The sequence below is a fragment of the Paraburkholderia sp. BGA-UO-ETr-F21 genome, assembly GCF_059567925.1.
Genome location: NZ_JCAQOY010000029.1, coordinates 416012 through 431238 on the forward strand (window position 1 = coordinate 416012; position 15227 = coordinate 431238).

Annotated in this window: 14 protein-coding genes; 12 read left to right on the forward strand and 2 right to left on the reverse strand. The window is 64.2% G+C overall.

Annotation, left to right across the window (positions count from 1 at the left end):
- From AC57B1_RS18330 to AC57B1_RS18345, 4 genes are all read left to right on the forward strand, one after another.
- The gene (locus AC57B1_RS18330; RefSeq protein ID WP_496418229.1) at positions 1–1242 is read left to right on the forward strand and encodes a CaiB/BaiF CoA transferase family protein; all 1242 of its coding nucleotides are present in this window, start codon (positions 1–3) and stop codon (positions 1240–1242) included.
- A 66-nt stretch (positions 1243–1308) separates the two neighbouring features.
- Positions 1309–2346, forward strand: a complete 1038-nt coding sequence (locus AC57B1_RS18335; protein WP_091794503.1) for an ABC transporter substrate-binding protein — start codon at positions 1309–1311, stop codon at positions 2344–2346.
- A 109-nt stretch (positions 2347–2455) separates the two neighbouring features.
- Positions 2456–3268: an ABC transporter ATP-binding protein gene (locus tag AC57B1_RS18340; protein ID WP_091794501.1), complete on the forward strand. Its 813-nt coding sequence runs from the start codon at positions 2456–2458 to the stop codon at positions 3266–3268.
- Positions 3269–3354: 86 nt separating this feature from the next.
- Positions 3355–4179, forward strand: a complete 825-nt coding sequence (locus tag AC57B1_RS18345) for an ABC transporter permease (protein ID WP_007182066.1) — start codon at positions 3355–3357, stop codon at positions 4177–4179.
- Positions 4180–4315: 136 nt separating this feature from the next.
- On the opposite strand, the gene AC57B1_RS18350 is transcribed toward AC57B1_RS18345, so the two are convergent.
- The gene (locus tag AC57B1_RS18350; protein ID WP_091794496.1) at positions 4316–5290 is read right to left on the reverse strand and encodes an NADPH:quinone oxidoreductase family protein; all 975 of its coding nucleotides are present in this window, start codon (positions 5288–5290) and stop codon (positions 4316–4318) included.
- A gap of 236 nt (positions 5291–5526) precedes the next feature.
- On the opposite strand from AC57B1_RS18350, the gene surE reads away from it, so the two are divergent.
- The 6 genes from surE to rlmD all read left to right on the forward strand — a co-directional run bounded on the left by surE (position 5527) and on the right by rlmD (position 11862).
- On the forward strand, positions 5527–6285 hold the full coding sequence (gene surE / locus AC57B1_RS18355) for a 5'/3'-nucleotidase SurE (RefSeq protein ID WP_091800552.1): 759 nt from the start codon (positions 5527–5529) through the stop codon (positions 6283–6285).
- A complete protein-coding gene (locus AC57B1_RS18360; RefSeq protein ID WP_496418230.1) occupies positions 6282–7370 on the forward strand; it encodes a protein-L-isoaspartate(D-aspartate) O-methyltransferase in 1089 nt (362 codons plus the stop codon). Before surE ends, AC57B1_RS18360 begins: the two co-directional genes overlap by 4 nt.
- A 5-nt stretch (positions 7371–7375) precedes the next feature.
- Complete coding sequence (locus tag AC57B1_RS18365; RefSeq protein WP_408343411.1) at positions 7376–8311, forward strand: peptidoglycan DD-metalloendopeptidase family protein; 936 nt, start codon at positions 7376–7378, stop codon at positions 8309–8311.
- An 11-nt stretch (positions 8312–8322) separates the two neighbouring features.
- A complete protein-coding gene (gene rpoS, locus AC57B1_RS18370; RefSeq protein WP_091794490.1) occupies positions 8323–9405 on the forward strand; it encodes an RNA polymerase sigma factor RpoS in 1083 nt (360 codons plus the stop codon).
- A 4-nt stretch (positions 9406–9409) separates the two neighbouring features.
- Positions 9410–10186 (forward strand): 3'-5' exonuclease, encoded by a 777-nt coding sequence (locus AC57B1_RS18375; protein WP_496418231.1) that lies wholly within the window; start codon positions 9410–9412, stop codon positions 10184–10186.
- Positions 10187–10443: 257 nt separating this feature from the next.
- Positions 10444–11862 carry a 23S rRNA (uracil(1939)-C(5))-methyltransferase RlmD gene (gene rlmD, locus AC57B1_RS18380; protein ID WP_496418232.1) on the forward strand — a complete coding sequence of 473 codons (1419 nt, stop codon included), beginning with the start codon at positions 10444–10446 and terminating at the stop codon, positions 11860–11862.
- A gap of 150 nt (positions 11863–12012) precedes the next feature.
- Here the strand turns inward: rlmD and AC57B1_RS18385 are convergent, their stop codons facing one another.
- Positions 12013–12873, reverse strand: a complete 861-nt coding sequence (locus AC57B1_RS18385; protein WP_091794483.1) for an outer membrane protein assembly factor BamD — start codon at positions 12871–12873, stop codon at positions 12013–12015.
- Positions 12874–12911: 38 nt separating this feature from the next.
- On the opposite strand from AC57B1_RS18385, the gene AC57B1_RS18390 reads away from it, so the two are divergent.
- Both AC57B1_RS18390 and pgeF read left to right on the forward strand, forming a co-directional pair.
- On the forward strand, positions 12912–14195 hold the full coding sequence (locus AC57B1_RS18390) for an RluA family pseudouridine synthase (RefSeq protein ID WP_408343415.1): 1284 nt from the start codon (positions 12912–12914) through the stop codon (positions 14193–14195).
- The gene (gene pgeF / locus AC57B1_RS18395; RefSeq protein ID WP_496418233.1) at positions 14192–15049 is read left to right on the forward strand and encodes a peptidoglycan editing factor PgeF; all 858 of its coding nucleotides are present in this window, start codon (positions 14192–14194) and stop codon (positions 15047–15049) included. The genes AC57B1_RS18390 and pgeF overlap by 4 nt, the downstream gene beginning before the upstream one ends.
- Positions 15050–15227 lie beyond the last annotated feature (178 nt).

A 15227-nucleotide genomic window follows, 5' to 3' on the forward strand; every position in this document is an offset into this window, starting at 1 on the left:
ATGAGCGTCACCCCTGAATCAAACGCGAGCGCCGCGCCTCAGAACAAAACCGGCCCGCTCGCCGGCGTCAAGGTGCTGGAACTGGGCACGCTGATCGCCGGTCCGTTCGCCGCGCGCTTTCTCGGCGAATTCGGCGCCGACGTCATCAAGATCGAAGATCCCAAGGGCGGCGACCCGCTGCGCAAATGGCGCAAACTCTATCCGGAAGTTGGCGGCACGTCGCTCTGGTGGGCCGTGCAGGCGCGCAATAAGAAATCCGTCACGATCAATCTGAAGGCCGAAGAGGGCAAGGAGATCGTGCGGCGCCTCGCGAAGGAAGCGGATATCGTCGTCGAAAATTTCCGGCCGGGCTTGCTGGAGAAACTCGGTCTCGGCTACGACGTGCTGTCCGCGGAAAACCCCGGGCTCGTCATGGTGCGCCTGTCCGGCTACGGGCAGACCGGTCCGTATCGCGACCGGCCTGGCTTCGGCGCAATCGCGGAATCGATGGGCGGCTTGCGTCATATCACCGGCTATCCGGATTTGCCGCCGCCGCGTATCGGCATTTCGATCGGCGATTCGATTGCCGCGCTGCACGGCGTGATCGGCGCGCTGATGGCGCTGCATCACAAGCAGGTGAACGGCGGCAAGGGGCAGGTGGTCGACGTCGCGCTCTACGAGGCCGTCTTCAACATGATGGAAAGCGTGGTGCCCGAATACGGCGTGTACGGCATGGTGCGCGAGCGCACCGGCGCGTCGCTGCCGGGCATCGTGCCGTCCAATACGTATCCGTGCCACGACGGCAGCATCGTGATCGGCGGCAATAGCGATCCGATCTTCAAGCGCCTGATGATCGCAATCGACCGCGAGGATCTCGCCAACGACCCGGCGCTCGCGCACAACGACGGCCGCGTGCCGCGCACCCAGGAAATCGACGGTGCGATCGCCGCGTGGCTCGCCACGCGCACCATCGACGAAGCCCTCGCCGTGCTGAATGCGGCCGACGTACCGGTGGGCCGTATCTACAGCGTGGCGGACATGTTCACCGATCCGCAATTCATGGCGCGCCAGATGATCCAGCGCTTCAAGTGGCAGGACGGCCAGGAAATCACGCTGCCGTCGGTCACGCCGAAGCTCTCGGCAACGCCCGGCGAGACGCGCTGGCTGGGCCCGGAACTGGGTGAACATACCGATGAAGTCCTGCAGTCGCTAGGTTATGATTCTGACCACATTGCAAGGTTGCACGCGCAACAAATAGTTTGAGTGTGCACGCCGCGGCAACCAATAAAGCCGAAACAACGGACAACAAAAGTTTGGAGACTCGAGACCATGCAACGGAGAAGCTTTCTCGCCGGTACGGCCGCGCTCGCGGGCGCCTCGCTCGCAGCCACGCCGCTCGCTTTCGCGCAGGGCAAACCTGAAACCACCAAGGTGGCGATCGCGGTCGGCGGCAAGAACCTGTTTTACTACTTGCCGCTCACCATCGCCGAGCGTCGCAACTACTTTAAGGACGAAGGGCTCGAGGTCGAAATCTCCGACTTCGCCGGCGGCTCGCAGGCGTTGAAGGCGGCGGTTGGCGGCAGCGCGGATGTGGTGTCCGGCGCGTTCGAGCACACCTTGCTGCTGCAGGCGCAAAAGCAGATGTTCCGCGAATTCGTTCTGCAGGGACGCGCGCCGCAGATCGTGCTGGCGGTCTCGAAGAAGACCATGCCGAACTACAAATCGATTGCCGATCTGAAGGGCAAGAAAATCGGCGTGACCGCGCCGGGTTCGTCGACCTCGATCATGGCGAGCTTTGTGTTGGCGAAAGCCGGGCTGACCGCGAAAGACGTCGCCTTCATCGGCGTGGGCGCGGGCGCCGGCGCGATCGCCGCGTTGCAGTCGGGGCAGATCGACGCCCTCGCCAATCTCGATCCGGTGATGACCAAGCTCGAACGCACCGGCGAGATTCGCGTCGTGTCGGATACGCGTACGCTCGCCGATACGCGCAGCGTGTTCGGCGGCGATATGCCGGCGGGTTGCCTGTATGCGTCGCAAAGCTTCATCACGAAGAATCCCAACACCACGCAGGCGCTGACCAACGCGATGGTGCGCGCGCTCAAGTGGCTGCAAACGGCGACCGGCAGCGAATTGATCAACACGGTGCCGGAAGGCTATCTGCTCGGCGACCGCGCGGTGTATCTGGACGCGTGGCAGCACGTGAAGGAAGCCATGTCCCCCGACGGCCTGATGCCGGCGGACGGCCCCGCGACCTCGCTGAAGACGTTGCAGGCGTTCGACCCGAACGTCCAGGGCAAGCCGATCGATCTGTCGAAGACGTGGACCAACGACTTCGTCAAGAAAGCGCTGAGCACCGTCAAGGCGTGAGCCGGGTGAGGGCGAGCGGGCCGCGAGGCGGCGGCCACCACGCTCGCTGCGGGCCCGTTTGCCATGACGCGATCACACACCGAATCCGATCTTCGAAGCGAGCTGAACGATGACAGTTGCCGCACTGGCGCTCGACAACATCACCTGCACGTTCGCTGCGCGCGACAATCGCGCGCAGCGCTACACCGCGGTGAAGGACACTACCTTGCGCATCGCGCCGGGCGAATTCGTCTCGGTGGTCGGCCCGACCGGCTGCGGTAAATCCACGCTGCTCAATGTCGGCGCGGGCCTGCTGGGTCCGTCGTCGGGCACGGTCAGCGTGTTCGGCGAGCCGCTTCAGGGCATCAACCGGCGCGCCGGTTATATGTTCCAGGCCGACGCGCTGATGCCGTGGCGCTCGGCCATCGACAACGTCATGGCCGGCCTCGCTTTTCATGGCGTGCCGCCCGCTGAAGCACGCGTGAAAGCCGACGAGTGGTTAAAACGCGTCGGCCTCGGCGGTTTCGGCGATCGTTATCCGCATCAACTATCGGGCGGCATGCGCAAGCGCGTCGCGATGGCGCAGACGCTGATTCTCGATCCCGACATCATCCTCATGGACGAGCCGTTTTCCGCGCTCGATATCCAGACGCGTCAGTTGATGGAAAACGAGTTGCTCGACCTGTGGGCGGCCAAACGCAAAGCGGTGTTGTTCATCACGCACGATCTCGACGAAGCGATCTCCATGTCTGACCGCGTGGTGGTGCTGTCCGCGGGGCCGGGCACGCATCCGATCGGCGAATTCACGATCGATCTGCCGCGTCCGCGTGATGTGGCGGAAATCCGCGCGCATCCGCGCTTCGTCGAATTGCATGCGCAGATCTGGAGCGTGCTGCGCGATGAGGTGCTCAAAGGCTATCAACAGCAGCTCACGGCTGTTTAGGCGCGTCACGTCATTGCGTCACGTATTGGCGTCATGGGTTGGCGTCCCTGGTTAGTGTCCATTAATCGTCGAAGGCAAACCGAGTCATGTGGAAGACGTTGCGCCCGAACCGGGCGAATCTGGTGATCTGGCAATGGCTGCTGCTCGTGCTGTGCTTCGTGCTCTGGTACGTGCTGACCAGTCCGACGCTGTTGCCGGCGTTCTATTTCGACGACCCGAACAAAGCGGCGTTCTTCTTCGGCGAGCCGCAGAAGGTGTTGCAGCGGATCTGGGAATGGTTCACGGGCGGCGAGATCTATCTGCACCTGTGGATCACGCTGGTCGAAACCGTGCTCGCGTTTACGCTCGGCACGGCGCTCGGACTCGGCGTAGGCCTGTGGCTCGCGTTGTCGCCGCTCGCGAGCGCGCTATTCGATCCGTATATCAAAGCCGCCAACTCGATGCCGCGCGTGATTCTCGCGCCGATCTTCGGTGTGTGGTTTGGCCTCGGCATCTGGTCCAAGGTGGCGCTCGGCGTCACGCTGGTGTTTTTTATCGTGTTCTTCAACGTCTATCAGGGCGTGAAGGAAGTCAGTCCGGTCGTGCTCGCCAACGCGCGCATGCTCGGCGCCAACCGCAAGCAGTTGCTGCGCTTCGTCTACTTGCCGAGTGCGATGAGCTGGGTGTTTTCCAGCTTGCATACTTCAGTGGGGCTGGCGTTCGTCGGCTCGGTGGTGGGGGAGTATCTCGGCTCGGCGCGCGGCGTCGGCTATCTGATTCTGCAGGCCGAAGGCACGTTCGATATCAATACCGTGTTTGCCGGGATCCTCGTGCTCACCGCGTTCGCGCTGATTCTGGATGCCATCGTCGGTATGGGCGAGCGGCGCTTGATGAAGTGGCAGCCCAAGACGGGCGATACGGAAAAGCTGTAGCTCCGCGAGCGCGAAGTTATGTGGCGCAATGCATGAACGAAAACGGCGCGCGGGGTGGATGCCCGCGCGCCGTTTTTTCCGGGCGCTTGAAAGAGCCGCCTGATCAAACTTCCCTCAAGCGCAGTCTTCGCTTCGACTAAGGCGTCACCACCACCTTCCCGATCACGCGACGTTCAGCCATGTCACGCAGCGCGCGCCCGGTTTCTTCGAGTGAATAGCGCGCCGACACATACGGTTTAAGCTTGCCTTCAGCGATCCAGCGAGTCATCTGCTGGAACGCCGCGTGATTATGCTGCGGCTCGCGCTTCGCAAAGTCACCCCAGAACACGCCGACCAGACTTGCGCCTTTGAGCAGCGTCAGGTTGAGCGGCAGCTTCGGAATCTCGCCGTTCGCAAAGCCAACCACGAGATAACGCCCACGCCAGCCGATGCTGCGAAACGCCGGCTCCGCATACACGCCGCCGACGGGGTCGTAGATCACATCCGGGCCTTTCCCGTCGGTGAGCGCCTTGATGCGCTCGCGCAGATCTTCGGTGCTGTAGTTGATGGTGGCGTCCGCGCCGTGCTTGACGCAGGTCGCGAGTTTCTCGTCGCTCGATGCCGCTGCGATCACGCGCGCGCCGAGCGCCTTGCCGATCTCCACGGCCGCGAGTCCAACGCCGCCGGCCGCACCCAGCACCAGCATCGTCTCGCCGGGCTGCAATGCACCGCGATCGACCACGGCGTGATGTGAGGTGCCGTACGCCAACGTGAAGGCCGCCGCCAGTTCGAACGGAACACCGTCCGCCAACGGCACGCAGGCGCTGACCGGCGCCAGCGCCTGCTCCGCGAAACCACCCTGACCGGTGAAGGCGACCACGCGCGAGCCTGGCTTGAACTGCGTGACGTCCGCGCCGACCGCGCGCACCACGCCCGCGACTTCCGAGCCGGGGGTAAAGGGCAGGGGCGGTTTGAACTGGTACTTGTTCTCGATGATCAGCACGTCGGGAAAGTTGACGGCTGCGGCTTTGACGTCGATTACGACGTGGCCCGGCGGTGCTTCGAGGTCGGGCAGGTTTTCGACGACCAGGCTTTCCGGTGGCCCATATTGATTACAGCGAATCGCGCGCATCGTGTCTCCATGTCGATCAGGGGTTCGCAAGTATTCTGAGTCTAAAACAATCAGCACGATCGTGCGTTTTTATTGCCTTGCCCGCGGTCATCGGGATTGTCGTCGGGTGATCGATGCGCGTGCGGCAAACGACTCGCGCGAGGTCAGCGCGATTCCCGCGCGTGCGCATTGCATACCGCATGCGCATGGGCCGCCGTGTCGTTCGCGCGTCTTCTTTCCTCGGTTACAATCGCCGCATGCGAATCCTACTCAGCAATGACGACGGTTATCTGGCGCCCGGCCTTGCCGCGCTTTACGAAGCGCTCAAGCCGATCGCGGACGTCACCGTGATGGCACCCGAACAGAATTGCAGCGGCGCGTCGAATTCCTTGACGCTTTCGCGGCCGCTCTCGGTACTGCGTTCGGCCAATGGCTTCTACTACGTGAACGGAACGCCCACCGACTCGGTGCACATCGCGCTCACGGGCATGCTCGACCATACGCCGGACCTGGTGGTCTCGGGCATCAACAACGGTCAGAACATGGGCGAAGACACGCTCTATTCGGGGACCGTCGCCGCCGCCACCGAGGGGATCATGTTCGGTGTGCCGGCCATCGCGTTCTCGCTGGTCGATAAGGACTGGGTGCATCTCGAAGACGCCGTGCGCGTCGCCACCGAAATCGTCGCCCATTATCTCGAGCAGCCGTTGCCGGGACATCCGCTTCTGAACGTCAACATTCCGAATTTGCCCTACGAGCAGCTCGGCGACTGGCAGATTACGCGTCTCGGCAAGCGGCATCCGTCGCAGCCGGTGATCCGGCAAACCAATCCGCGCGGCGAACCGATCTACTGGATCGGGCCGGCGGGCAGTGCGCGCGACGCGAGCGAAGGCACCGACTTTCACGCCGTCGCCAACGGCCACGTGTCGATCACGCCGCTGCAGCTCGACTTGACCCACACGCAAATGCTGCCCGCAGCGCGCGACTGGGTGCGCGCCGGCAGCGGCGCTTCATGACGAACGAGCGCGCCAAGCGCTTTCCGCTCGGCCTCGAGGACCTGGTGCGTGAACCGCGCCGGCCCGAAGGGCGCCCGGGCGAAATACGCGCGGCGGCGCTGGCAGCGAGCGCGGCGCTGAACGCACGTCCGCAAGCCGCGAAAAACGCGCCGCTCGGTTCCACGGGTCAATCCCAATCGAAGCAACAGGCGAGGGCGCAGACCGCGGCGCACGCGAAGCCGCAAGCCAAGCCCTCGGCGGCAACGCCGCCAAAGCCGCTGGCCGCGTCTTCCGCCAAAGCGCCGGCGAGCGCTCCGGTGAAAGCGCCAATGAAAGCACCGGCCAAGGTCGCCGTGCCGAATTCGACTGCGCGCCCCGCGCCGCAGCCGGCGCCGGCCAAGCCTGCCACCCGCTCAACCGAGCGCAGTGCCGCGCCGAACGTCGCGTTGAGCGGCGCATTGGCGCTGACTTCGGAACGGGTTCGCGAACGGATGGTCGAACGCCTGCGAGCGAACGGCGTGACCGATCAGCGCGTGTTGAACGCGATGTCGGTGGTGCCGCGCCACATGTTCGTCGATCCGGGTCTGGCGGCTCAGGCCTATGAAGATGCCGCATTGCCGATCGGCCATCACCAGACGATTTCCAAGCCCTCGGTCGTCGCCCGCATGATCGAACTGGCCGCCGCCGGCCGCACGCTGAATAACGTGCTGGAAATCGGCACCGGCTGCGGTTATCAGGCGGCCGTGCTGAGCCAGGTCGCGCGCGAGGTGTACTCGATCGAACGTATCAAGCCGCTGTCGGAGCGCGCGAAGACAAACTTGCGTCCGCTGCGCATTCCGAACATCCGCCTGCACTACGGCGATGGGCGGCTCGGTTTGCCGTCGGCGGGACCGTTCGACGCGATCGTGATCGCCGCGGCGGGGCTCGACGTACCGCAAGCCTTACTTGAACAACTCGCGATCGGCGGCCGTCTGGTCGCGCCGGTCGGCTCGCAGGACGGCCAGAACCAGGTGCTGACTCTGGTCGAGCGCCTCGGACCCGCGCAGTGGCGCGAGTCGCGGCTTGATCGCGTTTTCTTTGTACCCTTAAAATCCGGAGTGATTTGACACCGATGAGTATGTTGCGCGCGATGCAAAGAACCAGACTGAATGCCCCCATGACCGTAACCCAGCGCAGCGTGTGCGTGCTCGCCTTGTCCCTGTTGATGACGGCCTGTGCATCCCGGCTCGACCAGGCGCCGGTCGTCGACCGCTCCGGCGGCGGCACGCTCAGCACGCAAGCAGCGCAGCCGGCCGTGCCGCTCGGTCCGCCGCCGCCGGGCTACTATCGCGTGAAGCCGGGCGACACGCTGTATCGGATCGCGCTGGAGAACGGCCAGAACTACCGCGACATTTCGGCCTGGAACAATCTGACCAACCCGAATCAGATCGAAGTCGACCAGTTGTTGCGTGTCGTGCCGCCGGGTGCGAACACCGCGGCGCTCACGCCGGGAGTCTCGACCGCGCCGATCGGTGGCAGCGCTTCGGTGCAGAGCGCGCCGCTCGGCAGCACCGCGCCGGCCACGGGTGCGACCGCGGGTGTCGCGGCACCGCCGCTCTACGGGTCGGCCGCCAACAACGCGTCGTCGGCGCCGCCGGCCAACCCGGGCGCGGCGAGCGACTCGAACGCCGGTGCATCCGGCAACGTGGTGTTCGCCTGGCCGGTGCGTGGGCCGCTGCTCGGCACCTTCAACGACTCGACCAACAAGGGCGTGAATATCGGCGGCGCCGCGGGTGATCCGGTGAAGGCGTCGGCGGATGGTCGCGTGGTTTATGCCGGAAATGGGCTGCGTGGTTACGGTAATCTCATTATCATCAAACATGATGCAACTTATCTCACCGCGTATGCACACAACCGCTCTTTGATGGTAAAAGAGGGGGATGCGGTGACGAAGGGGCAGAAGATCGCTGAGATGGGCAATAGCGATTCCGACCGCGTGATGTTGCATTTCGAAGTTCGCCGGCAGGGTAAACCTGTCGACCCACTGAAGTATTTGCCGCCGCAATAAGCGATACGACCATGCCGAAATCGAAGCGCCCGCCGCAGCAAGCCGAGTCTGAGACGATCAGCCACGCTATGTCCGCTTCGGTGGATGAAAGCGGCGCTTCGGAAGTGGAAGAGGAGATCGCGGAAGAGCGCGATCTCGACGAACGCCAGGGCGGCGCGGACGAAGGCGGTGACGCCCGCGAAAGCGCGAGCGAAGCCGCGCCGGACGCGGACGATTTCCGCGCGCTGTTGCAAGCCGAGCTGACGGCCGACACGATCCAGCACTACCTGAACCGTATCAGCGTCAAGCCGCTTCTGACCGTCGAGGAAGAGCAGAAGTATTCGCGTCTTGCCAAGGCGGGCGAGTTCGAGGCGCGGCAGGTCATGATCGAGCGCAATTTAAGGCTCGTTGTCAGCATTGCGAAGGGTTACCTGAACCGCGGCGTGCCGTTGCTCGATCTGATCGAGGAAGGCAATCTCGGACTGATGCACGCGATCGAGAAATTCGATCCGACGCGCGGCTTCCGGTTTTCTACCTATGCGACCTGGTGGATTCGCCAGAGTATCGAGCGCGCGATCATGAACCAGGCGCGCACCGTCCGTTTGCCGGTGCACGTGATCCGTGAACTCAATCAGGTGCTGCGCGCCAAGCGCCATCTGGAAAAGAATTCGATGAACTCCGGCGAAGCCGCCGAGCGCCGCGACGCCAGCATCGACGACATTGCCTATCTGACCGGCAAGACCACCGACGAAGTGACGGACATTCTCGCGTTGAACGAGCACACCGCTTCGCTGGACGCGCCGCTCGATCTCGATCCCGCGAGCAGTCTGCTCGATCTGCTGTCAGACGATCAGAGCCAGTCGCCGGATGCCGAAGTGCAGCACCGCGAACTGGAAACGCTCACGCGCGCGTGGCTGGCACGGCTGTCCGACAAGCATCGCCATGTGATCGAGCGCCGCTTCGGCCTGAATCACATCGAACCCGCCACGCTCGAAGAGCTGGCCGACGAAATGGGCCTCACGCGCGAGCGTGTGCGCCAGATCCAACAGGAAGCGCTCGTGCGGTTGAAGCGCTTCTTTGCCTCCAACGGTGTTCGGAAGGACGCCGTTCTATAACCTGATGACACCGATTCTTGTTTTCGACATCGAGACCATTCCCGATGTCGCCGGCATTCGCCGCCTCGAAGATTTGCCCGCCGACCTGAGCGACGCCGAGGTCGCCGAGCATGCATTTGCCGCGCGCCGCGAAAAGACCGGCAACGATTTCCTGCCGCATCATCTGCAACGGATTGCGGCAATTTCCTGCGTGTTCCGCGACAACAACGGCTTCCGCGTGCGCTCGCTCGGCACGCTGGAAGACGGCGAGGCGGCGCTCGTGCAGTCGTTTTATCGCGTGATCGAGAAGTACACGCCGCAGCTCGTGTCGTGGAACGGCGGCGGCTTCGACCTGCCGGTGTTGAACTACCGAGCCTTGGTCAACGGCATTCCCGCCTACAAGTTCTGGGATCTCGGCGAGGACGACCGCGAGTTCAAGTGGAACAACTACATCAGCCGCTATCACGCGCGTCACACGGATCTGATGGACGTGCTCGCCATGTACCAGGCGCGCGCCAACGCGCCGCTCGACGCGCTCGCCAAGATGTGCGGATTTCCCGGCAAGATGGGCATGGACGGCAGCCAGGTGTGGCACGCGTACCAGGAAGGGCGCATCGAGGAAATCCGCAACTACTGCGAGACCGACGTCGTCAATACGTACTTGCTCTATTGCCGCTTCCAGTTGATCCGCGGCGCGTTTTCACCCGCGGAGTATGCTGACGAGATCAACCTCGTCAAGAACGCGCTGGCGCTGGAAACGGCGCCGCAATGGACCGAATATCTGGCGGCATTCGATCAGTAAGCCGCTCGCGGACGAGCCAAGACGGGGTTCCGCCGTGCGGAGAGAGCAGCGAGGCCGCCGCAGCCGTTCGCTCCAAAGGCGCGAAAGGCTCGCAAGGTACAAGTCGGTGTGAGGCGCGCTCGTCTCCGGCTGTCGCCGCCACCGCGGTTATCGTGGCTAATGCGTCTGGCAGCCATTCCCGCCGCGCCGGATGATGGTCACGCGCGGCGCTTCGTCTACAATCTCGCCTTTCCCCCAAGTTTGTCAGGAAGTAGCAGGTGTCCCGAACTGCCCCCCAACGCCGCGCGCCGAAGCGTCACAAGACGCCTCCGCCCGCGCCGGCACACGTCGTTACCGGCAACGAGCCGGTCATTGAAATCGTTTCGCTCGATATGGAGGCGCGCGGCGTTGGCCGCACCGAGACCGAAGACGGCTCGCCCGGCAAGGTGATTTTCGTCGAAGGTGCGCTGCCGGGCGAACGCGTAAGCTACTCGACGCATCGCAGCAAGCCGAAATTCGAGCAGGCCGAAGTGGTCCAGGTATTCCGCGAGAGCGTGATCCGCACCAAGCCGAAATGCACGTACTTCGATATCTGCGGCGGCTGTTCGATGCAGCATCTGGACATTCGCGCGCAGGTGGCCGTCAAGCAGCGCGTGCTCGAAGACAATCTCCAGCATCTCGCCAAACTGCGCCCGGAAACGGTGTTCCGGCCGATCCACGGTCCGTCCTGGGGTTATCGCTACCGTGCGCGTCTGGCAGTGCGCTTCCTGCCGGAAAAGGGCGGTATGCGGATAGGCTTCCACGAGAAGAAGAGCAGCTACATCGCCGATATGAAAACCTGCGAAGTGCTGCCGCCGCACGTGTCGGCCATGCTGATGCCGTTGCGCTTCATGGTTCGCAAGCTGTCGATCTACGACCGCATGCCGCAGCTCGAACTGGCGGTCGGTTCGTCGGTGACGGCGTTGGTGGTGCGCAATCTCGAGCCCATCACAGCCGCGGACGAGCAGGTGCTGCGCGATTTCGCCGACGAGCACAAGGTGCAGTTCTGGCTGCAGCCGGGCGGCCCAGACACGGTCACGCCGTTCTATCCGCTCGACGTGGAGCTCGACTACACGCTGCCGGAGTACGGCATTCGCATGCCGTTCAAGCCGACCGACTTCACCCAGGTGAATCACGCCATCAACCGCGTGCTGGTGAGCCGCGCGCTGCGTCTGCTGGCGCCGGCGCGCACCGATCGCGTGCTCGATCTGTTTTGCGGGATCGGCAACTTCACGCTGCCGCTCGCGCGGATCTCGAAGGAAGTGATGGGCATCGAAGGCAGCGAGGTGCTGACTTCGCGTGCGCTCGCCAATGCCGAACTGAATGGCGTGGCGGGGCATACGTCGTTTGCGTGCCGCAACCTGTTCGAAGTCACCGCCGACGACATCCGCGCGCTCGGCCACTTCGACAAGTTCCTCATCGACCCGCCGCGCGAAGGCGCGCTGGCCGTCGCCAAGGCGCTGGCTGAGATCGCGCAGAGCGGCAACGGGCCGCTGCCGAAGCGCATCGTCTACGTGTCGTGCGCGCCGGCGACCCTCGCGCGCGACGCCGGTCTGCTCGTGCACGAAGCAGGCTACCGGCTGGTGGGCGCGGGCGTGGTCAACATGTTCCCGCACACGTCGCATGTGGAGTCGATCGCGCTGTTCGACCGGGACTGACGGGCGCGCCTGGTTGCGTCGGCGCTGCGCGGCAGCGCGACGGCCTAAGGCAGCGTAAGGCAGAGGCGAAAAGGAGCGCACAAACAAAAACGCCACGACCGAAGTCGTGGCGTTTTTTTATTCCTGCTGCTTTTCAGTACGCGGCGCGGCTTAGAACTGCCACCACGACTTTTCCGTACCCGGCCTTGCATGACCCGTGATGTACGGGCTGTCAGGGAAGGTGCCGGCCAGCACGCGCTTCGTGTCGTCGGCCAGTTGCGGCTGATTCAGCTTCTGATACGACAGCATCATGATGTGCAGTGCGTCTTCAATAGCCGGCGCGTTCTTGTATTGCGTGAGTGCCAGTTGCGCGCGATTGATCGCGGCGACATAAGCGCCGCGGCGGTAGTAATAATCCGCCGCGTGGACTTCGTGCGACGCCAGCGCGTTCACGATATAGCGCATGCGTTGTGCTGCGTCCGGCGCATACTTGCTGTTCGGGTACTTGTCCACGACGATCTTGAAGGCGTCGTACGATTCGCGCAGCGACTTCGGATCGCGCTCGCTCATGTCCTGGCCGGAGAAGCGGCCGAACAGACCGAGGTCGTCGTTGAAGTGGATCATGCCCTTCAGGTAGTACGCGTAAGCGATGTCCGGATGATCCGGGTGCAGCTGGATGAAGCGGTCGATCGCCTGGTCGGCGGCGGCGTTTTCATTGTCTTTCCAGTTGCAGTAAGCGACATTGATCTGTGCCTGCTGGGCGAAGTGGCCGAACGGATCGCGCCCCTCGAGCATTTCGAAGTACTTGGCGCACTTGCCGTAATCACCACCGGACAAGGCGTCGTTCGCCTCCGTATATAATTTGTTGTTGTTCCACGTTGCCGTTTCGTCGGTCTTCTCCGGCAGGCCGTGGCAAGCCGCGACAACCGCGACGGCTGCGGCACACGCAATGTATCCGGCCACTTTCCGGGCCGCCTTCTTGATGGCCGCCAAATTGATCGCCGCTTTAGTGATGGTGTTCAAGGCTCGCATTTTCCAGTCTAGCTTTACGTCCAGGTGACCCAGACTCAATGACCCGCTCAAATACTCCAGGTGCCGCAACCGGCGCCGGGAATAGCAACAAAGATTATAGCGTAAGCGCTGACCCCTCCGACGCGTTGGGCGTCGATTCCCTCGACGACGATCTCGGCAGCGACGCGCTCGGCGCCGCGGCCGTGTCCAGCCTCGTGCCGACGGTCGCGAACCGCGTGACGGACGAGACGCCGCGCAGCGTCGTCGTGCCCGACGAACTGGCCGGCGAGCGCCTCGACAAGGTGCTCGCGCGGGTCTTCCCCGAGTTCTCGCGCAACCGTCTGCAGAGCTGGATCGAAGCCGAGCGCGTGCGGATCGACGGCAAGCCCGCGAAAATCCGCCAGCCGGTGCCGCTCGGCGCGACCATCGAACTCGTGCCCGATCTGCTGCCCGAGCAGCTCGCGTTCACGCCGGAGCCGGTGCCGCTCGAGATCGTTTACGAAGACGACACGCTGGTGGTCATCAACAAGCCGGCCGGTATGGTCGTGCATCCGGCCGCCGGCAACTGGAGCGGCACGCTGCTCAACGGACTGCTGTATCGCTATGGAGACGCTGCCGCGGGCCTGCCGCGCGCCGGCATCGTGCACCGTCTCGACAAGGAAACCTCCGGCCTGATGGTGGTGGCACGCACGCTCGAGGCGCAGACCGACCTCGTGCGCCAGTTGCAAGCGCGCACGGTGAAGCGCCGTTATCTCGCGCTGGTGTGGGGCAACATGCCCGAAGAAGGCACGATCGACGCGCCGATCGGCCGCGATCCGCGCGAGCGCACCCGTATGGCGGTGGTGACGAGCGCGTCGGGCAAGCCCGCGCGCACGCATTTCCGGCGTGTCGATTCGGCGATCTGGGAGCGCCAGCCGGTGACCGCGATTCATTGCGATCTCGAAACCGGCCGCACTCATCAGATTCGCGTGCATTGCGCGCACATCGGCCATCCGCTGCTCGGCGATCCGATTTACGGGCGCGCGCGCGGCAAGCGTTCGGTCACGCCGCTGCCTGGCGGTTTCGCGCGCCAGGCGCTGCATGCATGGCGGCTCGGCCTGATTCATCCGCAGACCGGCCGCACGATGCAGTGGCGTGCCGACGTGCCGGAAGACATGCAGGCGCTGTCGGCGGCGCTCGGTCTCGGCCGCGACGACGCGGGCGAGTTCGACGAGACGTACTACGAAGAAGACGACTACGACGCGTCGTTCGACGAGGACGGCGATGAAGGCGCACTCGACCACGACGAACACGACGGTGCAGATGACCACGACCACGAACACGACGAGGACGATCACGCATGAGTGCGCCCGAGCTGAGCTTTGCCGATGTCGTGCAACCCGCATGGAATGTGTCGCCGCGCGTGCGCGCGCTCGTCACCACGCGTAATGGCGGCGTGAGCGAACCGCCGTTCGGCCGTTGGCACAACGGCGCGGCTTTGCCCGGCGGCCTGAACCTGGGCATGAAGTCCGGCGACGACCCGGCCGCGGTCGCCACCAATCGCGAGCGTCTGCTGAAGCTGGCCGGCGTGAGCGAGGCGGCGTGGCTCGAACAGATTCACGGCGCCGGCATCGTGCGCGCGGAAGAGGTGATCGCATCGGCACGCGTGAGCGGTGGGCCGACGCGCGCCGATGCGAGCGTCACGAATCTTCCCGGCACCGTGTGCGTCGTGATGGTGGCCGATTGCATGCCGGTGCTGTTGTGCGACGAGGCGGGCCGCGCGGTCGGCGCGGCGCACGCGGGGTGGCGCGGACTGGCTGCGGGCATCGTCGAACAGACTGCGCAGTGCGTCGCCGAACTCGCGCAGGTGCAGGCGAGTGCATTGCATGCCTATCTCGGTCCCTCGATCGGACCCGACGCCTTCGAAGTCGGCCCAGATGTGCGTGACGCGTTCATGAACGGCGTGGGCGGCGCACAACGCGATGCCACGGCAAACGCATTCGTCGAGCATCCGCAGAATCCGGGCAAATATCTCGCCGATCTCCCGGCGCTGGCGCGTTTGCGGCTGCAGCGGCTCGGCGTGACAAAGATTGTCGGCGGCGACCTCTGCACGGTCACGCTGCGCGAGCGTTTCTACTCTTATCGCCGCGACCGCGAGACCGGCCGCATGGCCGCACTCATCTGGCTGGACGATCAGGCGCAGTCGATCGCCGACTAGTCCTACTCGCGACGCCGCCCCTCGCGGCGCTCTTGCTGTCAATGCAGAAGACACACATCGGCACACACGAATGACGTTCGGCGAGGTCGACGTCATCGTGCCGGCAGGCTACGTCAGAGCATTGCCGCGGCATTCTTACGAGCACGCGTATGAGGGTTTATTGGGAGACGCCGCATGT